Genomic DNA, 25870 nt, shown 5'->3' with positions numbered 1-25870 from the left:
CATCTGTCGTCATGACGGTCGCGGTTTCGAATGACAAAAATGATGACAGCCGGTCACTGGCTGGCCCCGCCTGCGAGCGTTTACGATGAGTAGCATAGCAGCGGCATGCGCGGAAGTCGCGGCATGCGAGGCGTAGACGGGGAGGAACGCAAGAGTGGGAATGGACAAACGCAAGCGAAGCTTCAGAAAACGATGGAACTGGATCCCGATGCTGCTCATCGGGTGTTTGCTGTTCGGCGCGGTCGCGCAGCCGGACGCATACGGCGCGGATGCCGCGGAAGAAGCGGTCAACCCGCAGCTGCAGGAACTGTTGGAAGGGCTGCAGGACATCACGGCCGGTGAAGGAGATGTGACGATCGAGCATTCAACGACGGGTGATCCGGCGGCGGAGGGCCAGGTCGAAAGCGAGCCTGGAGCGGGCGGTTCGGCGGCCGACGGCCAGCTGGAATCGGATGATACCGCGTCAGGAGAGGAGGAAGAAGGCCTGGCGGAGGAGAACGCCGTGCTCGCGAACGTAAGCGGCGGGTTGTACAAGGCGAGCTCCTCGGCGGGTGGCGTCTCGACGGGCGACAGCCAGACGGCGTCGGTCAGCGGGGACGGCGCGAAATTCGCGTTCGCCTCGAAGGCGAGCAATCTGGTCGATGGCGATACGAACGGGTACGCGGATATATTCCTGCATGACCGGGGGAGCGGAACGACCAAGCGGATTAACCTCGGTCCCGGCGGCCAGCAGGCGGACAACCACAGCTATTTGCCGGTCATCAGCCTGGACGGACGTTTCGTGCTGTTTACGTCGAAGGCGCAGAATATGCCGGGCAATACGAGCGGGCTGGAAGATCTGTACCTGTACGACGACCAGAAGGGGTCGATCGAGAAAATCTTCGACAACGTGCAGGCATCCCTGTACGGGGCGGCGGGCAGTCCGTTCCAGATGAGCGCGGACGGGCGTTATATCGCGTTCGCCGGGCCGAAGCCGAATTCATTCAGCGGGTGGGAAGTGATGGTGAAGGACCGGGTGACCGGCAACGTGCAGCAGGCGTCGGACCAGGTGTTCGTCTTCGGACAGCCGCCGCTGCCGCGCGTGTCGATCAGCGCGGACGGCCGGTACGTCGTCTTCGATTCCTATTACAAAAGCCTCGTGAGCGGCGATACGAACGAACGAAGCGACATCTTCCTGTACGATACGAAGCGCGAGAGCTTGAAGCGGATCAGCGTATCGGCCGAGGGCGCGCAGGGCAACGGCGACAGCCGCTTCCCGTTCATCAGCGCCGATGGCCGCTATGTGGCCTATCAATCGTATGCGTCCAATCTGGCGCCCGGCGATACGGACGCGCAGCAGGACGTGCTTGTCTACGATCGGCTAACCGGATTGACCGAGGTTGCAAGCTATGGTTCCGACGGGGTCAAAGGGAAGCTGTCCAGCAACGACGCGACGATTAGCGCCGACGGGCGGTTCGTCGCGTTCCATACGGATAACGCGTTCGATCCGGCGGATACGGGCGTGGCTGATGTGTACGTTCGCGATCGCGCGCTCGGCCGGACGTTCTGGGCCAGCCGGGCGGCATCGGGGGGCTCGGGCGATCAGTGGAGCGTGCGCGCGTTCATCAGCGCGGACGGCCGTACGGTGGCGTTCGAGTCGCACGCGGCGAATTTGCTCGACCCGGCGGATACGGACGGGTTCTACGATATCTACGCCGCCGCGCTGCCGGATCCCGGTACGAGCGCGCCGGCTTGGAGCGCAGGCGCCGAATTGACGGCGTCGCGCCTCGGCGCAACGTACATCGGCTTATCGTGGCCGGCTGCTGAAGGAGCCGCGCATTACCGGATCTATCGGAACGGCGCGCTCGAAGCGATCACGTCCGAGGCGAGCTACGTCTCGGCGGGCCTCGCGCCGGAGGCGACCTATTCCTTCCGCGTACAGGCGGGAAGCGCGGACTTCGTCTGGTCCGCAGCCGCGCTCGAGCTGACGGAGAATACGTCTGCGCAGCCGGAGACGGAGGCGCCAGGGCAAGCGTCGAACGTCCAGGGCGCGCCGATTCCGGGCGGGATGCGCGTGACGTGGCAGGACCCGGACGATCTCGACGTGACCGGCGTCAAGCTGCAGTGGCGCAAGGCCGGAGGCGAGCCGAGAGAGACGCCGATGTTTGCCCGCGGAGACGAGTGGGCGGAGGTGCCGGGTCTCATGAACCGGACCGCCTACGAGTTCCGGGTGCTCGCGTATGACGGCGACGGGAATATGTCCGCCTCGGAGTGGGCGGGCGCAACGACCGGAGCGGGTCCGCGCGTGGAACGGGTTAACGTCCGGCCGGGCAGCGGCAAAATGTCCGCGAGCGATATCGACGAATCGAGCATGAGCGACGACGGACGTTACATTGTCTTCGCGACCGACGCGGCGGACATCGCGGCGCGTGACGACAACCGCGAACAGGATGTGTTTCTGTACGACCGCGAGCTAGGGCGCACTTCGCTAATCAGCCGTGCGCTGGGCGATGGCGGCACAACCGCCAACGGCGCCAGCAGCGGAGCTAAGATCAGCGGCAACGGCCGGTTCATCGTCTTCGGCTCCGGCGCGACCAATCTGACCGCCGCGCCGGATACGAACAAGAACTGGGACGTCTTCTTGCATGACCGCGATCCGGATCAAAACGGCGTGTTCGACGAGGAAGGCGTAACGCTTACGAAAATCACGCTACTGCCGGACGGTGCGCAGACGAACGGGGGCAGCTGGCAGCCGACGATCACGACGAACGGCGACAGCATCCTCTTCATGAGCCGCGCGCGGAATTTGACGCCGGATGCGCCGGACGACTACCACTACATCCGCTATGAGCGAGCGGATCGCTCGTTCACCCGATTAACGTTGGCCGACGGCACGACGCCGGAGCTGTCCAACGGCGCGATCAGCGGAGACGGCTCGCATGCCGTGTTCGCGACGCTCGGGGAGAATGCGCCCGGAGACGAGAACGGCAAGCAGGATATTTATGCGTACGCGTTCGCGACCAAGGAGCTGACCTGGATCTCGAAATTCCCGGAAGGATTCCAGCGCGGATGGGCTTCTACTTACGACATGAGCGAGGATGCGCGCTACATCGTGTTCGGCATCGGCGAGCTGGAGAACCGAATGGGCGGCGTATTCCTCGTCGATCGCGAGGCCGCGGCAGGCGCGACACCGCAATCCGTCGTCGTCCCTTACGACGGCAGGTCGCCGATGGGCTACAGCGAAGGCGCCTCGATCAGCGACGACGGGCGTTACGTGGCGTTCACCTCGAACGACCAGACGTTGGTCAAAGGAGATACGAACGCCCAGGCGGACGTCTTCGTGCGGGATTTGGTGAAAGGCACGAACATCCGGGCCACGCTGCCGCATGATCCGGCGCAGCAGGGCAACGATTCGGCGGTGCGCGGCGACTTGAGCGGGGATGGACGTTGGATGACGTTCCAATCCAGCGCGAACAACTTCGTGACCGGCGAGCTGCGCAAGCAGCTGGATCTGTTCGTGACGAGCGTCGAAACGGCGGAGCCGGCTGCGGCCGCATGGCCGGCGGGCAGCGCGCTTACGGTGACGGCAGCCAGTCATGACTCGCTGACCGTCAGCTGGACGGCGGCGGAGCGCGCGACAGCTTACCGGATCCACTACGGCGGCGTCGTCAAGGATGCGCCTAACGGCGCGACGACGGCGAAGCTGACCGGACTTGAGCCGGATACAGCTTACGAATTGAAGGTTGAAGCCTCGTCGGGCAGCGGGACATGGACGACGGACGGTCCGACCGCAAGCGCCCGGACGATGGCAGTGCCCACGCTCGCCGAGTTGAAGCTGTCGCTGCCCGCGAGCGGCGGGGTTCGGCTGGAGTGGGACCCGCCGGCTGCGGGTCGAGATATCGCGTCGCTGGCCGTCATGCGCCGCGAAGGCGATCAGGAGCCGGTGCAGCTGGCGGCGCTGGAGGACGTCACGGTCCGCTCGTATACCGACGAGACCGCGCAGGCAGGCAAGACCTACCGATATGCGCTCGTCGCGAAGGATAGCAGCGGCATCTCGGCGCCGTACACGCATGAACGCGGCATCACGGTGAGGACCTTGGCCGTGACCGGTGTTCATTATGTCATGCCGCTGTATGCGAATACGTACGCCGGCCTCGGCGACCGCGTCGACTTCGGCTTCATGTCGGAGCCGGGAGCGGAAGCGTCCGGAACGATCGTCTACGAAACCACCGGCGGCGCGACCCGGGAGCTGGCCGTGTCGATCAAGGCGGAAGGCGTTACCGGGCGCTATAAAGGCAGCGTAACGATCCCCGGCGACGCGGCTCGGCTCCTGAGCGCCGAGGTTTCGGCCGAGAAGGACGGACAACGCGCGAGATCCGCGGTATGGCGCGAGGCGATTCCAGTCGGCGGGTCGCTGCAGATCCATATTACGGGCAATCGCACGCTGGCGCAGCAGGCGATCTTGACGGTGCAAAGCGTCCGGGCGGAGGCCGCCCGGACGACGCGTCCAGGAGCTAGCGGCACGCTTCTGCTGAAGGGGCTTGCGCCCGCGGAGGATTATGCAGTGACGCTTAATCACCCCGAATCGGGTGACCTCCTGCTCGATGCGCCTCCGGCTCCCGTTAAGGTGTCGGCAGGGACGCGAACAACGGTCGGGATCGAACCGGAGGATACGGTGCGTGTGACCGTAACCGCGAGAACCCCTTCCAATCTTCCAGCGGGAGGCGCCAAGGTCACGATGGTGGAGCCGGGCAGCGGCCGCAGCTATACGGCGGTCACGAATGGGAGCGGCCAGGCGCAGTTCGGCGGATTGCCGGATATGGACGGGAGGACGGTTCGCCTTCGCGTGGAGGCGGGATCGGACCGGCTGCTGCCGGCCGAAATAACGAGCAAGCTGGCAAGGGGCATGAACAACGCCGCGATTGAGCTGCCGTGGAACGCGAACGCGGTCGTACGCGGAACCGTGACCGGACAGGGCGGCGAGAAGATCGCCGGGGCGACCGTAACCATACGGCAAGGCGATGGCATCTTCTCGTCGCTTACCGACCGCGAGGGACGCTATGAAGCACGCGTCCTTCGCGGCGAGGCTGCAATCCAGGCATCCATTCCGCCGTATACGCACGGTCCTTGGATCTCGAAGACGATGGCGGAAGGTGTCAACGACGTCCCGCTGCACATCACGGAGCAGCTTCCGTCCAAGGTCGAAGTCGAGCTCTTCACCCGCGCCGCGGGGGGAGCGTGGATCGGTCCGCACGAGATAGATTGGCGGACGTTCGTCCATTATCATATCGATTCCTCGCACTTGCTTCTATCTCGGAGTAATCCGCTGGTCGTGAAGGCGAATCCGGGCGAGAAGGTGCGAATTTGCGCGGACGGCCTGGAAGCGGGCATGCCGCTCGTCTGCGGCGAGGCGGTTATCTCCGCCGAGCGGACCGGCCAAGTCGAGCTTTGGCTGGAGGAATCAGGTGCCGCGGCGGTAGCCGATTGGAAGGAGCCGGTTGATCCCGAGGCGCCGAATACGTGGAAAATGTTCGGCCGCGAGCGGAACGGCGCCCGCCGGCTGATTGCGGACGGCGCCTGGAGCGAGCGCCGCATGCAATGGCAGCTGCCGGAGGCGGGCGAATACGAGCTTGAGGTATTCAGCCCCGACCACAACGGATACGTCAAGCGAACGTTCCAAGCGGCGGCGGACCAGACGGTCAATCTGGGGCAGATCGCCTTCGCGGGCGATGGATGGTTCGGCGGTCGGGAGGGCAACGAGGTCACGCTCGATCGCGATGTATTGACGCCGGGCACCGACATGCTGGTGAGAGCGAGCGTTCGGAATCAAGGCAGCCAAACCGTAAAAGACGCCAAGCTGGTGCTCGATGTCCCGGCGGGCACGTCGCTTGTCGAAGGCAGCGTCCTGCACGCCGGTCAGCCGCAGCAGGTCATCCGCGAAGGCGGGCGGATCGCGGTTGCGCTCGGCGATTTGTTGACGCGTATGGGGGGCGTCGTGCAGTATCGTCTCCAGGCGGCCGAGAACGAACCGGCCGAGCCGCTTGCGATCGTGCCGAAGATCGTCTATACGGTCGGCGGGGAACAGCGGGAAGAGGCGATCGGCACGGTGACGGCCGAGCTGCAGCATTTGACGCTTGAAGCGCCGGGCACGATCGGACGCAAGGACGTTCGTCTTGGCGGCCGGGCGCCCGCGGACAGCCGTGTCGTCGTGCTCGAGGGGGCGCGGTTGCTCGGCGAGACGACGGCGACGCCGGGCGGCTTCTGGTCGTTGAAGGCGGAGCTTGCCGGAGTAGGCGCGACCGCGATTCATCGCATTCGGGCGGAAGCGGTCAAGGGCGAACGTCACTACGCAAGCGACCCGGTGATGATCCGCTACGACGAAGGCCATCCGGAGATGGTGAGCTTCACGATGAAGCAGACGGACGGGCGGGAAGTGCAGCTCGATCCGGCCGATGGCACAGGGCGATTCCCGTACGTATATGTGCCGGGCATGCCCTTCACCTTCGCGTTGAAATTCAACAAGCCGGAGCTGGTGCGCGACGTGGTGTTCCGTTTCGGAGACGCGAGCGTGAAGGCCAGTCAGGACGACAAGGGCGTCTTCCGCGCGGTCGTCAAAGGTTCCTACGGCCGCGTGAGCGTGTCCTACCGGACGATCGAAGCGCCGGCTACGGATGCCGCGCAGGCGCCGCCGGCCGAAGAACTGAACGGCCAGCTGCCGCCGGCCTTCCAGAATGTAAAGGATAAGGAGCTGAACGTGTCGGAACGAACGCCTGGCGCAACCAGGCAAACCGCTACGCTGAAGGGGACGATCCCGACGTCGGGCGGCGATGTCGACATGCGGCTGGGCGTCACGATGGAACGGAAGCAGTACGTGCCGACGGCCGCCGATCTGGCGCGCGAGCGGGAGACCGGCGTGGCGCTGTACGGGCTGCAGATGAGCCACGGCTTCCGGGACGGCAAGCTAACCATCGAGCTGAGTGCCTATATGCCGGATACCGGCGAAGGTCTGACGACGCAGCGGGCGATGGCGCTCCTGACCGAGGGCGGGCTTGGCCTGCGGAGCGGCGCTTCCGGATCGCCTCGCACGGCGGCGCTATCGGGCGCGGCGGTGAACGCCGCGGTCAACGTCGTGGCGACACGGCTCAGCGCGGCCTTCGCCTCGCGGGCAGGCGATCTGACATGGAAGACCATGGATGCGGGCTACAGCCTCGTCGACGGCTTGGGCGTGAACGAGACGCTCGCCGAGATGAGCGCGATTCTGGATCAAGTGACGGACGGCTGCTCGACGTCCGCCGTGAACCGTTACGTGAATGAATTGGATTCGCTGTATACGCGCCTGATCGCCTATGAATCGACGAAGGCTGCCCTGATGATCATCGGCGTGCTCGCGGGGCCGGAGACGTTCGGGCTCGGCACGATCGCTATGTTCATGGTAACCAACGCCGCTGGCAAGGTGCTCGACGGCGAGATGGCCGGACGTCTGCAAGGGCTGCGCAACGCGATCGCCAATGATGCGGAGTGTCGAGACGAGGAAGACGACGATGACGATCGCCCGGACGACGACTTGGCCGATCCGGAGTGGATTCATGATCCAAGCGGCTACGTGTATGAAGTGACCGAAGATAACCGGATTCCCGATGTGCGGACGACGGCGCTGCGGTGGAACGAGGGAGCGGGCGCTTGGCAGGTCTGGAACGCCGAATGGTACGGCCAACTGAATCCGATGCATACGAACAATGCCGGCCGCTATGGCTGGGATGTGCCGGAGGGCAAGTGGAAGGTGCGGTATGAGAAGGAAGGGTATTTGCCGGCCGAGAGCCGGGAGCTGATCGTCCTTCCGCCGCATTTCGACGTGAACGTGGCGATGATCTCGACGCAGCCGGCCAGCGTGACGCGCGTCGGCGCGGCTCCCGGTGGCGGGTCGGTCGAGGCGGTGTTCAACCGGCATGTGCTGGCGGACGACGCGAACGGACAGCTATTCGCGGTAACCGATGCCGCAAGCGGCGAGACGGTGCCGGGCGAGTGGGCAGCCGTCGATGCGATCGCCTATGACGGCAAGCAGGTCGCGCGTTCCGTCCGATTCACCCCGGCTGCGCCGCTGACCGTCGGCGGAACGTATAAGCTCGCGGTCGACGGCGCGGTTCAAAGCTATGCGGGCGTGCCGATGGCAGCCGCATATGAAGCGGAGTTCCTCGTCGCCGAAGCGGATGAGACGCCGCCGCTTGCCGTAACCGAGGTGAATGCAGAGGCAGATGCCTCGCAGATCATATTAGGCTGGCAGGAGCAGTTCGATCCGGACTTGTCGCGGGTCGATATTCAATACCGCGTCCAAGGCTCGGCGGGCGAGCCGAAGACGGCATCCGTGGAGCCAGGCGTGAGGTGGACGCTGCTGAACGGTCTGGCAAGCGGCACGGTCTATGCGATCGACGTGCTCGCGGTCGACGAGGCAGGCAATGCGTCCAAGACGGCCATCGAGGCAAGAACCGCCGGCGAGCAGCTTGCGGGCGCCGACGTGCTGGGACCCAAACCGGCAGCTTCAATACAGCTGACGCCGGGCAGCGGCAGCATCGCCGTCAAGTGGACGGATCCGGCCGATGCCGATCTGGACGTCGTCACCGTGAGCTGGCGCAAGAGCGGCGATGCGGTAGCGGCAGGGACCGCGCAAGTCGCGAAAGGCGTGCAGCGGCATGTCATCGAAGGCTTGACGGCGTCGACAGAGTACGAAGTAACGATATTAGCCGTCGATAAGTCGGGCAATGAATCGTCCGGCGTGACGCTGACAGCGCGCACGTCTGCCGGCACCTCCGGCGGACCGGGCGGCAATCCGGGACCAGGGCCGGGGCCGGTGACGGGCGGCCAGACCGGGGAGCCGGACGACAAACCGGAGGCAAGCGTAAGCGAGACGATCGAGCTGACGGCCGAGGGCGGGAAGCATCGATTGCTTGACGGCAAGCTGACCTTGCGGCTGGCGGCGAATGCGGTTGGAGAATCAACCGAGCTGACCGCCGAGCAGGTCGGGAATCCGGCGGCGCCAGCGGGATGGACTGTCGCATCGCCGGCTTACCGGCTGCATGTCGGTAGCGGGTCGCTGCTGAAGCGTGCCGAGCTCTCGGTGTCGTATGATGTATCCTTGCTGAAGGGAGCCGACCCGCGCAAGCTTGGCGTGTATCGCCAAGCTGACGACACTGCTTCCGGGTGGTCGTACATGGGCGGAATCGTGGATACGAAGAACCGGCTCGTGACGGCGCCAATGACCGATTCCGGCACGTACGCGGTCATGCTCTATGAGCCTTCGTTCCGAGACTTGACCGGCCATTGGGGCCGGGAAGCGGTCGAGCTGCTGGCCAGCCGCCACCTGGCGGCCGGCGCGCCGGACGGACGCTTCGATCCGAACCGGGCGATCACGCGGGCCGAATTCGCCAAGCTGCTCGTGCTGCTGGCGCGCGCGCTGCCGGAGACGCAAGCTGGGGCAAACATCGGCGAGTCCTTGCCGCAGCCGCAGCCATTCGCGGACGTCGCGTCCGGCGCTTGGTATGCCGGCTACGTGAACGAAGCGGCGGAGCTCGGCCTCGTCCGGGGCGCGGACGGCAAGTTCCGTCCGAACGACGCGGTCACGCGCGAGGAGATGGTCGCGATGCTGGCGCGCGTGATGGGCGCTGCACCGGGGGCAACGTCGAACGCAGCCTCCAACCTAGCCGAGTTCCGCGATGGCGCGTCCGTATCCGATTGGGCGAAGGATGCTGTCGAGACCGCCGTCCGGGAGGGCTGGCTGACCGGCGCAGCCGGACAGCTCGCGCCGCAGCGCACCGCTTCCCGCGTCGAGGCGGCCGCGCTGGTCGCGCGCGTCATGGAGCGGTCGGGGGCGGTTATCGCCGACAGCCCGATGTAAGCAAGACCGCCCGGAGGAAGCTGCGGCTTTCTTCCGGGCGGTTTTTATTTACAAGGCAACGTAGGTCATATCAACGATAGGAGGATGGATGGCGTGAAACGAACGATCGATGTCAGACTAGTTATCGCGCAGCTGGGCTTGGAGCATCAAAATCCGGAGCTGTTGCGGCACCTCGATGAATGGATCGCGAAGGGTGAGATGCCCGGTGGGTGCAGGGGACATGAATTGCATGCGGCGGAACGGTGCCCGCTTATTCGGCGAGATGCATCTTGAGGCAAGCTTTAATCGTCTATTTGATGAAGAAGAGCAGCTGATCCGGTGATCGGCTGCTCTTCTTATCCGTTCGCATCAACTTAAGGTTGGTTTTGGGCCTGGGCCGAAGTGTTTTGGTCTAGCTCGATCTCGGTATAGAGGGCTCTTCCCCAATTGCCGACGAGGAGCAGCTGATGCCCGCCGGTAATGGTATAGACCGCGTTCGAATTGCCGCTAGACTCGTTTGTACGCTCGAATACGCCTTCTTTGCACGTCACCGATTCGAGCTTGACGGCGGGGTCGATGGCGGTACTCTCATTATACAGCCGGTAGAAACGACCGTCGCTCGTCCTGATTTCCCGCGGCGGAATGTCGCACGTATGCGCGATGCCGAGCACGGTGGTTTGCTGCGACGGATTCGCATTGAAGAGCTTGATTTCCTCGGTTTGCCGATTCCAGTTGAGCTGGATCTGGTAGTAAGCGGATATCGTCTCCGGACCGCCTCCATGCCCGGAAGAGCCGAATTCGAACACCTTCTTCCAATCGTGCGTTTCTGCCGCAGAAACCGAACTGCTACCTGTTTGGACGCCGCGGGGTTGCGAATACGAATAGTAGCTGATGCGGCCCGTCGGCTTGGGTCCGTCGCCAATATACCGATACAGCACGCGTTCGGTATGCAGTGCTTCCCCCTTGCGATGATAATCCACGTACACGACCGCCCAATTGTCCGTATGTCCGCGGTATTCATGAATCATTTCAATGTCGGGATCGTTATAGAGATCTCGCAGCACTTCATCTTCAATCTGTGCATAGACGGGATCTCCGCTCGTCGTGGTGTAATCCGCCTGTTCAGCCGGGAAGTAGTAAACGGCCAAGATGGCCAGCATGACCGCGCATGCCGCTCCGACGATCGGCTTCATGAACCGGAATGGATTCGGCTTCGCCTGCAGCTTGCGCTCCACTTCGAGCCACATGTCCTCCGAGAACCTGTCGGCCGTCGGAGGCTGTCTCAACTCGCGTTCCCAGTTCCGTTCGGTTTCCTTCATCGCCATCCGCCCCTCTCGTTCATGGCGTCCGCCGCCATTTTTTTCGCCCGACGCAGCCTGGATTTGCAGGCGCTCACCGAGATGCCCAATGCGCGGGATATTTCGCCCAGTTCGAGCTGATGATGCGCATGCAGCAGTAGCACCTCCCGGTATTTGGCGGGCAGACGCAGCACCGTTTCCCAGATTTCGCTCGTGACGACCTTGTCCATATACGCGTTCTCCGCCGAAGGTGCCGTCCCTTTGACGGCTAGAAAAGGAGCCAGCACGACTCTTCGGAAGAAAGCCGAGTTGCGGTGGGTCAGCCACGTATTTCGCGCGATTTTCAGCAGCCATGTTTTCATGGACGCTTCGGCCCGATAGGTCTGAAAGGACTTGTACGCCTTGACGAACGTATCCTGCGCGATCTCGTCCGCCAAGTGCCGGTCGCGCGTCAGCACGTAGGCATAATCCACACGTCGTCGCCGTAGGCTTCAACCGCCAGCCGGAAATCCGTTATACTAATTTCGGATAGATATCTCATATAATCGCCCTGCACGTTTCGCCGGCCTCCTTTCTTCACATGAATATAGACTAGGCAAACGGAAAAAAGCGTCAGGCTGGGAGCCAATAATGATTCGGGATATCTGCTAGGACAAGATGGAGGAGATAAGAGCCGCATGAATAGAGAACCAAACTATATCATACCGCCTTTGCTCGACGAGTTGATGCAATGGGAGAAAGAGGTCAAGCCCAACGTCCCTTATTTGGAGACGCCGACCGGATACTTTCTGCAATTCGATCCGGCTGACAACGGCGGGTACCAGAGTTCGCCTGCCGATGCGATCGTATTCGCGAATACGGGGATGGATGGCACGCATTATTCGTTTTTGACGGATTTCGGTGCCGTAACGGATTTGAGCGAAGCCCCGATCGTTTGCGTCGACCCGATGGATTTCGGGAACTGCACGCGCATCGTTGCCAACAATATACGCGAATTTTTCGCTCTCCACTTCTCGGATCATCAAGGTTTGCTGCTGAACGATTTCGATTCTGAGGCGCGGTACCTGCAGTATTTGAAAGAGCAAGAAGTAGACGAGGAAGACGAGGACGAAGAAGAATCCGGCGGTTATTTCAGTCGAGCGCAGTGGAAGCGAGAGCGGGGCATCGTTCGCGACTCCGCCCTAGAGCGCTTCGGCTTCCAACTGATTCCGGACGGCTATGCTTATATGCAGGAGGCGCGGCTGACCCGCTCGCTCGCCGCAATCCTCCCCACGTCTGACGGGTTGGGCGTTACGCTTCATGGCGCAACAGACGCTGCATCAACGAAACCGGCGGCGCATCCGTGGCAAGGGAAGCCGATTCCGGAGCGGGATGCCGAGCAGCTGGTCGCCTACGTCGAGAATGCGGAGCAATCGGGCTTGTTCGGTTTTATCCGGGACTGTCAGGCGCAGGGCGTGGACAACTACGAGGTCGTCCGGGCGGTTTGCACAAGGCTGTTCGCGCTCGGGCTGCCGCTGGAAGCAAGACGGCTGGCGTCCTGCATGGGAATTTGACGAAATCGAAGACATCGGGCAACATGGTAAAAGAAGCAGAGCTTGAAGAACCGGGACAAGGAGGGAAACCCTATGATGCTGTTACGGCTTGCGCTGATGTTCGTGCGCGGAGATTTCGGCCGATTGGCGTTCGAACTGAAAGACCGGATGCCGATCTGTTATCTGCTCGTCATCGAGTGCGCCGGCGCTCTGCTCGTACAGGTTCGTTTGGCAGACCCTCCTTCCCGGGCCGTTCCCGGGGTTAGTCGATCCAATCATGGCGTCCAATCGCTAGCGATTCTCTGGCAGGAGACCGAAGCGATCTTGTCCCGCTTTCAACGGTGGAAGGAGCCGTCTGCCTTCATCGGTCGCGATTATCGTACCAGATGATCATGCGGACCTGTGTGCCGAACGATGAATTGGGCACAGCAGCCGAGAAGGGGACGGACCAATGGACTTCAGCGTTTATATGATACTCGGGGCCACGGGCAGCATCATGCTGTTAGGCGGAGCCGTGTTGATCCAGGCCGTGCGGAACAAACGATGGCCTTCGAATGACTACACGCCCTTCGACTACATTACCGCGCAATCCAAGATCGAATTCCATGACGCGAGACAGGACAAAGACGACGATGACGACCACGGCGACGACAAGAACAAGAATGTAGCGAAGCGTAAATAATGGCAAAGCCCCTTTCCCGCAAGGACCGGATCGAAACCGGCGCGCGGGCAAGGGGCTTTTTAGCGGGCAAGTTGGACAGTTGAGGCCAGAGTAACGCTATCGGCGCCTTTTTCTTCGCAACCGCCATCGTACCCCGACAACCGCCAGCGTAAGGATAAGCAATGCAGCGCCGCCGACAATCCATAAGTCGAGGTCGTAACTTGTCATGAACCACATTTTGTAGGCGAGATTCACCTCGTCTCCCGGCGGTAGACCATCCCCCAGCAACCGGGACGCCTCGGCCAGCCCTTCCAGTTCATACGTCGGACTGCATGGGCTGCTGACCAAGCGGCCGCGATCGTCGTACACATAGACGAGATAGGATCGGCCCTCCTTGAAATCAAAGCCCCAGTCGAAATCCGTCGCGACGATGACTTGGGAGTCGAACGCCATGTTCCAGCTTTGTTTCACGTCCAGCAGTACATTCCGCACGAATTCCTTGTTCCCAACGAATCCTTCCTGAAGCAAATCGTCCTTGACCTGCTTGACCTCGCCGAATATCGCGCCGCCGTATAGCTTCAACGTTTCTTGCGGACCGCCTTCCCGCTCGACGCAGGACAACGCATGCGCGGTCGAGCCCGACGACGCCAGCGTCGACAGGGTAAGCGCGAGCAGGACGACAACACGCAGCTTGAGAGTCAGATGAAATGTCGCGTAGGGCATGTTCAACCTGTCGCGAATTACGCCTTGTCGCGGAGTCTGACGTACAGAATGTAATCCAAGGTCGCGGGCTCGAATCCGCCGGCGCGCAGCGCGGTGTTGATCTGTGCCCGATGATATTGGCCATGTAGGGCGACGTGGGTCAAAATGTCCCGCACTGTCGACTCGAACGGATCGCCAGCCTGACTGCGATAGGAGACCGGCTGATCCAACGCGTCCTCGTGCAGCGTGTCGAACAAGTCGCGGAAGCCGGCGGCATTCGCGACGATCAGCGACGCACAGGCGTCGAGATCGACGTCGTCGCCCCACAGCGGAAGGTGCCGGCTATCCTCGCGCCGCAGGCGGGTGAGCCAAATTCGCTCGGCCTGCAGCAGATGCTGAAACAGCGGCGCGGCCTTGCCGGCTTCATCCAACCGGGCAGACCGCAGCGACTCGAGCAGCCGGCGGTTCGCCCAATCCAAATGCGCGAACATCGTTCGAATGGTTTGCATGAATCCTCAACTCCTGTAGGTGTAATCGATCGCCCTAAAGGGATCGTATTGCGTGGGAAGGAGGCGGCCAACTACTCGACCGTCGGAATTTCTTCCCGCAGATCGCATATTGCCATTCGCTCATGAAATAAACGCCTATTTCTTCCAAATAGTTGCGAACGACGGCCGCTCTTTTCGCAGCAAAAAACCGAACGCCAACCGGGCCCTTAACGGCCGGGTTGGCGTTCGGTTCTATAGTCGCAGCTACCGCTCATCCGACAATGGCAGCGAGATGGCCAGCCGGCAGCCCTCGGGGGCGCCGGCGGCCTCGCCGCTGCGCGAGCCGATACGGACGGAGCCGCCGAGCAGATGGACGCGCTCCATCATCGACGTCAGGCCGAAGCCCGGGCGGGCGGTGCCGTACGGTTCGCCGTCGTTGCTGAGGTCGAAGTAGACCCAGCCGTCCTCGGCGTACAGCTCGAACGCGAATGCCGTGCAGCGTCCGTGACGGATGCCGTTGGTCATGCCCTCCATGAGCGCGTGATAGATGACGCGCTGCGTCAATCCGCTTAGAGGCGGCAGCGGCTCCGGCTTGTAGTCGATCGTGACGCCGGCGTTGTCGCGCGTATCCTGGATCAGCTCGTTCAGCGCTGTGGCCAGATCGAACGGAGCCCCTTCGTCGCTGAGCATGCGCACGGCGCGGCGAATCTCGTCCAAGCCTTTGCGCACGAGCTCCTTGGAGACGTCGAGCCGCTCGACCGACTTGCCAAAATCCCGGTCGGACAGCTTCTTTGCCGCCTCCAGCTGGACGATCGCGGCCGTCAGCGTATGCCCGACGACGTCATGCATTTCATGGGCGATCCGGTTGCGCTCCTCGAGCACCGACACTTCGGTGAGCGCTTCGGCCGTCTCGCGGACGGAGCCCGCGAGAATGCGGTTCGCTTCCTCGAGCTCGCGCGTTCGCAGCACGACCTGTTCTTCGAGCGAATGGTGGAACTGCGCCAGCTTCAGCTGAATATGAACGCGCGCCAGCAGCTCGCCCTGCGAGAATGGCTTGGAAAGGTAGTCGTTCGCCCCGGCGTCGAAGCCTTGCGTCATATCGACGATCCGGTTGCGCGCCGATAGCAGGATGACCGGCAGCTCATTGGGGGTCCATCGCTCGCGAATGCGCTGGCACACCTCATAGCCGGTGAGGACGGGCATCATGACGTCGAGCAGGACGAGCTGCGGCTTCTCGCCGTCTTCCAGCAGGCGAAGCGCCTCCTGTCCGTCCTTGGCTTGCACGAGCCGGTAAGGCTCCCCGCGGAGAAAATGCTGCAGCACCTGAAGATTGATCGGCTCGTCATCGACGAGCAGAATCGTAGGCGCGCCCGGACCGCCTTCGAACGCCGTCGCGGCGACGGTCACGCGGGCATCCTGCTCGGCATGCACCCGCGCTTCGGCTGCATCTGCATGATCCGTCGCTTCAGCAGCGCCCCATCGGGATTCGCTGCCCGCGGCGGCATCGTCCCGGCCGTCGTCGAAGACGGGCGCGAGCGGCAGCACCGCCGCCGGCTCGCGCGCGAGCGCGGCCAGCTCCGTCCATGCGGCCGCGGCGCCTTCGGCCGCCGATTCCTCCGGCGAGGCCGGTGCCGCCGGCAGGGTGAAGCTCGCCCGCGTGCCGCCGCCGGGGCGCGGGCCGATCGCGAACGTGCCGCCCTGCATCTCGACGAGCTGCTTCGTGATCGACAGGCCGAGGCCGGTACCGCCGCCCGAGCTGCTCTCGGCAGCCGCGAACGGCTGGAACAAGGTCGTCATCCGCTCCGGCGTGATGCCTGGTCCGGTATCCTCGACAGCTACGGTGACCATGCTGCCTTCGGCCGGTTCGGCGACGACCGTAATCGTCCCTTCGACCGTATACCGGATCGCATTGCCGATCAGGTTATACAGAATTTGCTCGAGCCGGTTCGGATCGGCATGGACGGCCAGGCCGCTGTTCGCCGGGATGTCGACGCGCGTGGCCAGTCCTTTGCGCCGCGAGAGCGGGGTGAGCGCCGCGACGACGACGCCGGCCGCTTGGCGCGGATCGACGGGCTCGGGCTTCAGCTTCAAATCGCGGTGCATCATATGGTACAGGTCCAGAATATCGTTGACGAGCCGAAGAAGCCGGTTCGAGCTGTCCAGAATAAGCTGGAGATTGCCCTTCATGTGGCCGTCGACCGGACCGGCCGCCCCGTCGAGCAGCGACTCGGTCAGACCGGCAATGCCGTGCAGCGGCGTGCGCAGCTCGTGCGACGTATTCCGGAGGAAGTCGTCCTTCAGCTGGTCGTACACGGCCATCTCCTCGTTCTTCGCCGCCAGCTCGCGCGCATAGCGCTGCAGCTGCCGGTGCACCTCGGAGAAGCGCCCGAAGATGACCATGGCGAGCGAGAAGAGGAACAGCAGAATGCCGATCGGGAGCATGTGCGGGCTGAGCTCCAGCACGAACCGCGGCCATTGGAAGCGGTCTTGCAGGAACGCGAAATAGTTCATCAGGACGTGCAGAAACCCGAAGATCAGCAGGAACACGTACCCGAAGCCGAGCCAGAACGTCTCGCGCGTCCGTTTGTGCCGAATATACCGGGCCAGCGTGTAGGTCATGACCGAGAATAGCGCAATCATGATATAAGGCAGCCATTGCACGATCAGGCTGACGTACAATCCGGGATGGATGAAGGACGCGATGACGGTGATGAGCGAATACGCGCCCATGACGCCGATCAGCACCCGGTACGTCCGCTGGTATTCCTTGCCGAGCGCGACGGTGTAGAAGCCGATGTTCGCGGTAATGCCGATCGTCAGCAGCGCGTCGCGGAAGTAATACAGGCGGTAGATGCCGCTAAAGAACCACTGCATGGAGATGATGAGCGTAATCATCCCGATGCCGGCGCAGTAGGTCAGAATCGTAAACCAGAAGTACAGCAGCTCCTGTCGGCGCCGGAGGAACATGAAGAGCGAGATGGTGCCGCTGACCAGGAAAATGACGCTGTACACGACGAGAATCCAATCGCGCCCGATCATCGACTTGAATAGCGTGAACCGGTCGCCGATGTTGTTCCAAAAGGAAGGCATCGGCTTATGGTCCCACAGCAGCTTGATCGCCACCGTCTTGCCTCCGTCATCCGGCGACAGGCGGACCGGCAGCAGCGCGGCGGCCGGGTTCATGTATTTGTCCGGCTTGCGCATATTGAATTCGTAGATGGACTTGCCGTCCACGAACACTTCCACGTGCTTGAACTCGAAGAGGAAGAGATACGGGTCGCGCGGCGGGAGCTGGGGCAGCTCGCGCTTCAGCCAGAGCGTACCTTCATAATCGGCCAAGCGCTTGCCGGCCGCTTCGTCGAGCGGCTGCCATTTCGCATCCGGACCGGGCTTCTCCCCGAGGTACAGCTGCCAGTTGATCAAATAGCGTACCGGATATTTGTCCCAGTCCAATCCCGACGACTTTACCGGGCGGCTCGGGCTATCGGCTTTGACACTGCTCGCGGAGTTGGACGTCTCTGCCGAGGAGGCGCCGCCGCTGCTCACGCCCGTTATCGGCAAGGCCGTTTCCTTGTCTCCGTCTACCCCCGCCGCCAGCGCGAAGTCCGCGCCTGCCCAACCCGCGCTGAAGCTCCATCCGCCGAGCACCGCCGCGGCTATGAGCAGTCCCGCCGCCGCGAATCGGCCTAACCGTCTCATCGGCTTACAGCGCCTCGCCAAGCAGAAGGTCCTTCAGCTTGGCGATGGCGGTTTTGCGATCGTTCGTGCCAATCTTGTTATAGACGACGCTGATGTAATTCCGGACCGTCCCTTCGCTCATGAACAAGGCCGACGAGATTTGGCGGTTGGAGTAGCCCTCGATCATGAGCAGGACGATTTTGCGTTCCCGTTCGGTCAGCACGAGGCCTTGGCGGCGCAGCTCCGTCTCGTCGAACGCGTCGGCGCCGGTGTCCGATAGGACGGACAGACGAGCGGCCAGCTTGGCGGCGATCGCCGCCGGCAGGATCAGCTGCCCTTTGACCGCCTCCCGCACGGTTTGAATCACTTTGTCCGCGGGCATGTCTTTCAGCAGGAAGCCGTCCGCCCCGCCCGCCATCGCGTCGACGATGAATTTATCCTCGGCGAATGTCGTTAAGATCAGCACGACCGTGGACGGATAATCCCGCTTGATCAGCTTCATCGCCTCGATTCCGTCCAGCACCGGCATTTTAATGTCCATCAAGACGATGTCGGGCCGCTTCTCCCGCACGGCTTCGTAAGCCTCTTGCCCGTTCTCCGACACGCCGACCACTTCGAGATCGTCTTCCAGCTGCAGAATCGTCTGCAGGCCGTCCCGGAGCAGCCTTTGGTCATCGGCTATCAATATTCGTATCATCCGTTCCCATCCTCTGCGTTCATGAAAGTAATAGACGGACCGCGCGCTGTCATTTTCGCCCGCGCAACCCGCCGCTGCTCAAATTCTAACAAACTATGCCGCGCCCGCATAGTGACGAGAGCGCCCAATGACGCGCTGTGACAAATGTTGTGACAGGGCGTCACTAGTGCCGGAGCGCGCGGCCCCATACGATGAGAGGGAACACAAACAGGGAGGGAACGATGATGAATCTAGCAAAAAGATGGAGCGCTAGGCGCGTGCTTGTGCCGATGACGCTCGCCGCCGCCGTGCTGCTTGCGCCGCTGGCGGAGATCCCGGCGAAGACGTACGGCGACGCGCCGCGCATGCTCGCCGTCTACGACGACGCGCTGGCGGCCGAATTCGCCGATTACGGCTGGGCGGACAAGAATCTCGCGGAGAGCGGCACCGTGCACGGGGGCGGCCGTTCGATCCGGATGGAGCCGGACGAAGGGCAGGCGCTATATTTCTATAAAGACCGGGTCATGAACGCGGACGATTACGAGTCGCTGCGCTTCTGGGTGCACGGGGGAGAGACGGGCGGGCAGACGTTCAAGCTCGTGCTGTCGCTCGGCGGCCAAGGCGTGGCCGAGATCGACTCGAGCAGGCTGCTGCCGGCTGGCGCGCCGGCGGGCGAATGGCGGCAGGTCGCCGTGAAGCTCGCCGATTACGGCGTGCGCGGCATTATTGACGGCATCTGGATCTGGGGCGGGAGCGGCGATCAAGAGGCGCTCTTCCTTGACGACATCGCCTTCTACGCGAAGGGCGGAACGGGCGAGCCGGGCGAGGAGCCGGAGCCGTCGCCGGTGGCGGCGGTCCTGTTCGACCAGCCGCAGCTCGTATTGAAGGCGGGACAGCTGCGCGCGGCAGCGCTGACGGCCGTTCATGAAGACGGCACGCAGAAGCCGGTGAAGGAAGGCGCGCAATGGAGCTCGTCGAACGAAGCCGTCGCGACCGTATCGGACGGGCTCGTGTCGGCGGCCGCGCCAGGCGAAGCGGTCATCCGCGTGTCCTATGCAGGCTTCGAGGCGCAGCTGCAGGTAACGGTCGTCGAAGGGACGCCGGCGCCGCCGATCGACCCGGTGGAAGGCGTCTATCTGTTCGATGACGCGCTTGGCCAAGGGATCACGGACTACAGCTGGGCCGAACATAGTCTGTCGGAGACGGAGACGGTGCATACCGGCGAGCGTTCGATCCGCTTCGCGCCGGACGGCGACAAGGCGCTGTACTTCTATAGCGACCGGCCGCTTACGACAAAGGAATACGAGAAGCTGCAATTCTGGGTGCACGGCGGCGCAGTCGGCGGGCAGGAGCTGCGTCTGGAGTGGAAAGCCGGCGGCCAGACCGTCGCCGCGAAGCAGCTGAGCGAGCTGCTCCCCGAGGGAGTTCCGGCCGGCGAATGGGCTAAGGTCGAAATTCCGCTCGCGGACTTGAAGCTGCCGGGCGGCTTGTATGACGGTCTCTTCATCGCCGGTACCGAAAATGGCGGGCTGCAGCCGGATGTATATCTGGACGACTTGGCGCTCATCGCCAAGGCCTCGGTTCAGGCGAAGGTGGTCGAGCTGCGCACCGACCGTCCGCAGCTTGTCATGCTGCCGGACGAAGAGCAGGCGCTGCAGGCCGAGACGTTCCTGAGCAACGGCTTGACGGAGACCGTGACGAATGCGGCGGAATGGACGGTCGATCGGCCGGAGCTGCTGGAGGTGCTCCCGGGCGGTAAGCTGAAGGCGCTCGCGCCGGGCATCGCGAAGGTAACGGCAACGTACAAGACGTTCGCGGCCGAAACGTACGTGCAGGTGACGGAGGTCGCGGCGGAGGCGGTGTACGGCGAGGAGCTGGCGGAAGGTTTCCGCAACCTCAGCTGGCATGAGAAGGACTTCGCCAACCGGGAGCAGGCCGCAAGCGGCGAGCTGTCGATCAAGTTCGAGCCGGACGGCTGGGACGGCGTCTGGATTGCAGGCGACAACAAGCGCAGTGTCGAGGCGTACTACGGCCTGCGTTTCGCGATCCACGGCGGCAGTCAAGGCGGGCAGCAGCTGCTCGTGCACGCGTACGACGGCAACAGCGGCGTGGGCGCGATCGACCTTGGCCATTATTTGCCGGAAGGCGGTCTGAAGCCGGGCGAATGGACGACCGTGACGGTGAATCTGGCCGATCTGGGGCTGTCGTACGGCCAATTCGACGGCGTTATTTTCCAAGCGGCCACCGAAGCGAATCAAGGCGCGGTGTATATCGACGACATCTCGCTGCTTCGCAATCTTCATGCGGGCGAGCTGCCCGAGCCGCAGCTGCCGGCGGTCAGCGTCGGCATCGACGCATCGGCGGACCGCAAGCCGATCAACCCGGAGATCTACGGCATCAACTACGACGACATGCATCCGACCGAATCGGAGCTGCCGTTCCCGGTTCAGCGTTGGGGCGGCAACCAGATGACCCGTTACAATTGGGAGCTCGACACGTCCAACCGGGCGAATGACTGGTATTACATCAACTATCCGAACGACAACGCCAATCCGGAGCAGCTGCCTTCGGGTTCGACGAGCGACCGGTTCATCGACGACGTGCGCGGCAAAGGCGGCAGCGTGCTGCTGACCGTGCCGACAATCGGCTGGACGCCGAAGGACCGGACGGTCTCGTACGGCTTCTCGCAGCAGAAATACGGCGCACAGCAGAGCGGCGCGCAGGAGCTGCCGGACGCGGGCAACGGCGTCCGTCCGGACGGATCGCTTGTCACCGGCAATGATCCGTCCGATACGTCCAAGCAAGTCGGGCCGGAGTTCGTCACCCGCTGGATGGATCACATCGCCTCCCGAACGGGCGAGGACGGCGTGAACTATTACGCCTTGGACAACGAGCCGGAGATTTGGTACGTGACGCATCGCGACGTGCATCCGGAGCCGCCGACCTACGACGAGCTATGGAACAAGACGCTTGAATACGGCACGGCGATCAAGGAGAAGGATCCGGACGCGAAGCTGTTCGGCCCGGTATCCTGGGGCTGGTGCGCCTACTTCTATTCCTCGGCGGACAACTGCGCCGAGGGCCCGGACCGCCAGTCGCACGGCGGCACGCCGTTCCTGGCGTGGTACCTGCAGCAGGCCGCGCGGCATGAAGAGCAGACCGGCACGCGGTTAGTCGATTACCTCGACGTCCATTATTATTCGCAAGAAGACGTCGTCGGCTCGGGCGAGGAAAGCCCGAATGCCGCGAAGCGCCGCTTCCAGGCGCTGAAGTCGCTGTACGATCCGAACTTCATCGATAACTCGTGGATTCAAGAGCCGGTGCGGCTCATCCCGCGCATGAAGGAGATTATCGCGGAGAACCTGCCGGGGACGAAGCTGGCGATTACCGAATACAACTTCGGCAACGGCGACGGCATTAGCGCCGGGCTCGCGCAGGCGGAGGCGCTGGCGATCTTCGGCCGCGAGGGCGTCGATCTGGCGACCCGATTCGGCACGCTGCCGGCCGGCACGCCGCTCGAGGACGCGTTCAAGCTGTACTTGAACTACGACGGCCAAGGCTCGCGCATCGAGGGCACGAGCGTCAAGGCGGCATCGAGCCTGCACGACGCGGTCGGCTCCTATGCGATCGTGGGCGACAACGGCAAGCTGTATCTCTTGCTCTTCAACAAAGATACCGTCTCCCGCGAGGTCAACGCGAACGCGGGCGCAGACCGTGGCGGCGCTTCGGCGCAGCTGTACCGGTTCGACGCGAAGTCGAGTCTCGGCGCGATCGGCGCGGCGTCGATCGGCGCAAGCGGCGAGCTGTCCCTGAAGCTGCCGGCCCGCTCGGCGACGCTGATCGTGGTGGAGTAACGCTTGTAAAGAAGGAACGGAACCGACGGATTTACCTGTCGGTTCCTTTTTTTTTGCCGTTGGAGGGGCCCAGGCAGGAGTCGTGTCGCGGACCGAATGTCGATGCTCCCGATCGTTTCCGCTCGGCCGCGTTGCGAACCTCCCTGCGTTTTTGTATAGTGGACGCAGTAATAGCTAACGAGCAGGAGGAACCACGAATATGAGCCAACCCTTCATCAAAGGCGCGGATATTTCGATCGTCAAGGAAATTGAAAGTTTGGGCGGGGCGTACTTCCTGGACGGGGCACGCAGGGATTTGTTCGATATTCTCCGGATCAAGGGGCTGAACGTCGTTCGGCTTCGGCTGTGGGTCGATCCGTACGCGGAAGACGGCACGCCGTACATGGGCGGGACGAACGACCTGGCGACGACGCTTGCGCTGGCCAAACGAGCCAAAACGCACGGCCTGCAGGTAATGCTGGATTTCCACTACAGCGATTTCTGGGCCGATCCGAAGAAGCAGTACAAGCCGAAGGCATGGGCATCGCTGACCGGCGAAGAGCTGGAAGCGCAGGTATACCGCTACACGGCGGACGTGCTGGCGCGGTTCAAGGCGGAGGCGGCGCTGCCGGAGCTCGTGCAGATCGGCAACGAGACGACGAACGGCATGCTGTGGCCGGAGGGCAAGACGCCGAAGTATCATTTCGAGGACAAGCGGTTCGAGGAGGTCGAAGCGGGGGAGTGGCAAGCGGCGTTCGACCGGCTGGCGCGCCTGGTGCAAGCGGGCATTCGGGCGACGAGGGAAGCGGGCGATTCCAGCATTATTCTCCACCTCGACGCGGGCGGCTCCAACGTGCTGTACCGGACGTGGTTCGACGAAATGCAGGCGCGGCAGGTCGATTACGATATAATCGGCTTGTCCTACTATCCGATCTGGCACGGCAGTCTGGACGAGCTGAGCGCCAATATGACCGACATTAGCGCGCGCTACGACAAGGACGTGCTCGTCGTCGAGACGGCGTACGGCTTCACGGCGGACAGCAAGCACGGCGCGGATATTTTCACGGCGGAATCGGCGCGCGTCGGCGGCTATCCCGCGACGGTGGAAGGGCAGGCGCGCTTCCTGTCCGATCTCATGACGATGGTGCAGCGCGTGCCGGGCGGCCGCGGCCGCGGCATTGTCTATTGGGAGCCGGCATGGCTGCCGCTTGACGGCACCAGCTGGGCGAGCCCGCCAGGCATGGAATACGGGCACGACATCGGCGCGATGGGCAACCATTGGGGCAATCAGGGGCTATTCGATTTCGAGGGCAACGCGCTCGAATCGCTGAACGTCTTCGCGCGATTCTAATGAAGCTAGGCGAGGGAGACGGGGGGAGGCGAGCGCCATGCTGAGCAAGCTGCTATCCGAATCGAGCCGGACCATCGTCTTCACCGGCGCGGGTATGTCGACCGAGAGCGGGTTGCCGGATTTCCGCTCGGCGGACCGGGGCATGTGGAATAACCGCAATCCCGCCGAATTGGCGTCCACCGAGGCGATGGCGCGCAATCAAGACGAGTTCGTGCGCTTCTACCGGTGGCGGATTGCGTCCATGCGAAGCTGCCGGCCGAATAAAGGGCATCGCATCCTGGCGGACTGGGAGAAGCGCGGCAAGGTTCATGGCATCATTACGCAAAATGTGGACGATTACCACGAGCAGGCCGGGACGCGGCGCATCGCCAAGCTGCACGGCGACCTGGGGAGTCTAAGGTGCATGGGCTGCGGGAAGCGCTATGAAGCGGCGCTTTATCTTCCGCCGGAAGCGCTGACGAACTGCGCGTGCGGCGGCTTCGTGCGGCCGAACGTCGTGCTGTTCGGGGAACGGCTGCCGGAAGAGGCGCTTGCGTGCGCAGAGCAGTGGGCCGCTGGCTGCGACCTGCTGGTCGTGCTCGGCTCCTCGCTGGCGGTCAGTCCGGCGAACCAAATTCCGCTGCTCGCCAAGCGGCGCGGGGCGAAGCTCGCGATCGTCAACCATGATCCGACGCCGCTGGACGGCTATGCGGACTTGGTCCTTCACGCGTCGATCGGCGAAGCGCTGAGCGGGGCGGCGAAGGCGTTTGAGGAAGAAGAAGCGTAAGGCGACCTTGTGGCTGCGTACGAGTAACGGGAATCGAAGCGTGGATAATCGAACAAACAGGTCACAAGAAAAGGCTGCCGCGGGCAGCCTTTTCTTGTGTGCCTTGCTGTGCCATGCTTCAAAGCCAAGTAGCATGCGGCCGGAAGGTGGCGATACTCGCGTACGCCAATACCGCCCGGCGTCTGGAATCGCCGGAACGCCGATACGACACCGGCTCGTGCGACTAACGTTGTGAAGTTTGCTGTGCGTGCGACAGCCTGCAGTCGCCTACTCTGCCGACAGCTGCGCCGCCAGCGGCACTAGCGCCGGATGCCGGCGAATTTCCTCCGCCGCGAGCTGGGCTATGGCCTCGGCGCCTGCCTCCGAGAAGTGCGTATCGTCCGTCAGCCCATCCGGATAATTGGGATGTTCGCCGGGGGCGAGGTGGACGAACAGCGCTTTGGACGCCTCGACGCCGGTCTCTGCGTACAGCTGCTGCGAACGCGCGAACAGGTCGAGCAGCGGCGCATCCAGCTCCGCGGCCGTCTCGCGCATCGCCTCCGGGTATGGACCAACGGCCAGCGGATCGGCCTGCCCGTCCGAGGCGAACCAGCGCCGGCTGACCGGGGTCAGCAGCACCGGAACGGCGCCGGCTCCCCTTGCGGCCTCGACGAACCGGCGCAGGTTGGCTTTATAGCTATCCGCGTCGCAATACCGCGACGGGTCCTCGGCCTTGCCGTCGTTGTGGCCGAATTGAATGAACCAATAGTCGCCAGGGGCGATCTCACGCGAGATCGCGGCCAGCCGGCCCTCCGCCATGAATGATTTAGTGCTCCGGCCGTTGATCGCCCAATTGCGCACGGTCACCCCGGATCGGAAGCGGAAGGGCAGGAATTCGCCCCAGCCCGCCATTGGTTTCTCGGCGCCGCTCTTCTGGGCGGCGGTGGAATCTCCTGCAATATAAAGGCTAAGCATCGTTGAAAAAACCTCCTCGGAAGATGAGTGGCTATCGGTAGCACGCAGGCTAATCTATTTGTCAAAAGCTTAAACCTGCCTATA

The 25870-nt window shown here is 63.1% G+C and carries 14 protein-coding genes; 7 read left to right on the top strand and 7 right to left on the bottom strand.

What is annotated here, in order from left to right:
* The first annotated feature begins 160 nt into the window (after nucleotides 1-160).
* Complete coding sequence (locus ACFSKT_RS10755) at nucleotides 161-9868, top strand: fibronectin type III domain-containing protein (protein ID WP_377722876.1); 9708 nt, start codon at nucleotides 161-163, stop codon at nucleotides 9866-9868.
* 353 nt (nucleotides 9869-10221) lie between these two features.
* Here ACFSKT_RS10755 and ACFSKT_RS10750 read toward each other — a convergent pair whose 3' ends face one another.
* Nucleotides 10222-11166 (bottom strand): hypothetical protein, encoded by a 945-nt coding sequence (locus ACFSKT_RS10750; protein ID WP_377722732.1) that lies wholly within the window; start codon nucleotides 11164-11166, stop codon nucleotides 10222-10224.
* On the bottom strand, nucleotides 11163-11618 hold the full coding sequence (locus ACFSKT_RS10745; protein WP_377722731.1) for an RNA polymerase sigma factor: 456 nt from the start codon (nucleotides 11616-11618) through the stop codon (nucleotides 11163-11165). Before ACFSKT_RS10745 ends, ACFSKT_RS10750 begins: the two co-directional genes overlap by 4 nt.
* 204 nt (nucleotides 11619-11822) lie before the next feature.
* Between ACFSKT_RS10745 and ACFSKT_RS10740 the strand changes: the two genes are divergently transcribed.
* The 3 genes from ACFSKT_RS10740 to ACFSKT_RS10730 all read left to right on the top strand — a co-directional run bounded on the left by ACFSKT_RS10740 (nucleotide 11823) and on the right by ACFSKT_RS10730 (nucleotide 13359).
* The gene (locus ACFSKT_RS10740) at nucleotides 11823-12698 is read left to right on the top strand and encodes a hypothetical protein (protein WP_377722730.1); all 876 of its coding nucleotides are present in this window, start codon (nucleotides 11823-11825) and stop codon (nucleotides 12696-12698) included.
* 72 nt (nucleotides 12699-12770) lie between these two features.
* On the top strand, nucleotides 12771-13067 hold the full coding sequence (locus tag ACFSKT_RS10735; protein ID WP_377722729.1) for a hypothetical protein: 297 nt from the start codon (nucleotides 12771-12773) through the stop codon (nucleotides 13065-13067).
* 61 nt (nucleotides 13068-13128) lie between these two features.
* Nucleotides 13129-13359 carry a DUF3951 domain-containing protein gene (locus ACFSKT_RS10730; protein WP_377722728.1) on the top strand — a complete coding sequence of 77 codons (231 nt, stop codon included), beginning with the start codon at nucleotides 13129-13131 and terminating at the stop codon, nucleotides 13357-13359.
* 96 nt (nucleotides 13360-13455) lie between these two features.
* Here ACFSKT_RS10730 and ACFSKT_RS10725 read toward each other — a convergent pair whose 3' ends face one another.
* The 4 genes from ACFSKT_RS10725 to ACFSKT_RS10710 all read right to left on the bottom strand — a co-directional run bounded on the left by ACFSKT_RS10725 (nucleotide 13456) and on the right by ACFSKT_RS10710 (nucleotide 18903).
* Nucleotides 13456-14061, bottom strand: coding sequence for a hypothetical protein (locus tag ACFSKT_RS10725; protein ID WP_377722727.1), 606 nt, complete (start codon nucleotides 14059-14061; stop codon nucleotides 13456-13458).
* A 17-nt stretch (nucleotides 14062-14078) separates the two neighbouring features.
* Nucleotides 14079-14549 carry a DinB family protein gene (locus tag ACFSKT_RS10720; RefSeq protein ID WP_377722726.1) on the bottom strand — a complete coding sequence of 157 codons (471 nt, stop codon included), beginning with the start codon at nucleotides 14547-14549 and terminating at the stop codon, nucleotides 14079-14081.
* Between the two features lie 243 nt (nucleotides 14550-14792).
* Nucleotides 14793-18227, bottom strand: coding sequence for an ATP-binding protein (locus ACFSKT_RS10715; protein ID WP_377722725.1), 3435 nt, complete (start codon nucleotides 18225-18227; stop codon nucleotides 14793-14795).
* Between the two features lie 4 nt (nucleotides 18228-18231).
* On the bottom strand, nucleotides 18232-18903 hold the full coding sequence (locus ACFSKT_RS10710; RefSeq protein ID WP_377722724.1) for a response regulator: 672 nt from the start codon (nucleotides 18901-18903) through the stop codon (nucleotides 18232-18234).
* A 224-nt stretch (nucleotides 18904-19127) separates the two neighbouring features.
* Between ACFSKT_RS10710 and ACFSKT_RS10705 the strand changes: the two genes are divergently transcribed.
* The 3 genes from ACFSKT_RS10705 (at nucleotide 19128) to ACFSKT_RS10695 (ending at nucleotide 24832) form a co-directional block, all read left to right on the top strand.
* Entirely contained in the window at nucleotides 19128-22736 is a 3609-nt protein-coding gene (locus ACFSKT_RS10705; protein WP_377722723.1) for a glycoside hydrolase family 44 protein, read from the top strand.
* A gap of 199 nt (nucleotides 22737-22935) precedes the next feature.
* Nucleotides 22936-24066 carry a glycoside hydrolase family 53 protein gene (locus tag ACFSKT_RS10700; protein WP_377722722.1) on the top strand — a complete coding sequence of 377 codons (1131 nt, stop codon included), beginning with the start codon at nucleotides 22936-22938 and terminating at the stop codon, nucleotides 24064-24066.
* Between the two features lie 37 nt (nucleotides 24067-24103).
* On the top strand, nucleotides 24104-24832 hold the full coding sequence (locus tag ACFSKT_RS10695) for an NAD-dependent deacylase (protein WP_377722721.1): 729 nt from the start codon (nucleotides 24104-24106) through the stop codon (nucleotides 24830-24832).
* 267 nt (nucleotides 24833-25099) lie between these two features.
* On the opposite strand, the gene ACFSKT_RS10690 is transcribed toward ACFSKT_RS10695, so the two are convergent.
* Nucleotides 25100-25786, bottom strand: coding sequence for a rhamnogalacturonan acetylesterase (locus tag ACFSKT_RS10690; protein WP_377722720.1), 687 nt, complete (start codon nucleotides 25784-25786; stop codon nucleotides 25100-25102).
* Nucleotides 25787-25870 lie beyond the last annotated feature (84 nt).

Origin of the sequence: Paenibacillus xanthanilyticus (assembly GCF_042682185.1) — a bacterium.
Classification (GTDB): Bacteria; Bacillota; Bacilli; order Paenibacillales; family Paenibacillaceae; genus Paenibacillus_Z; species Paenibacillus_Z xanthanilyticus.
The sequence above is the reverse complement of the archived record's forward strand: the minus strand, read 5'-3'. Positions and strand labels throughout refer to the sequence as shown.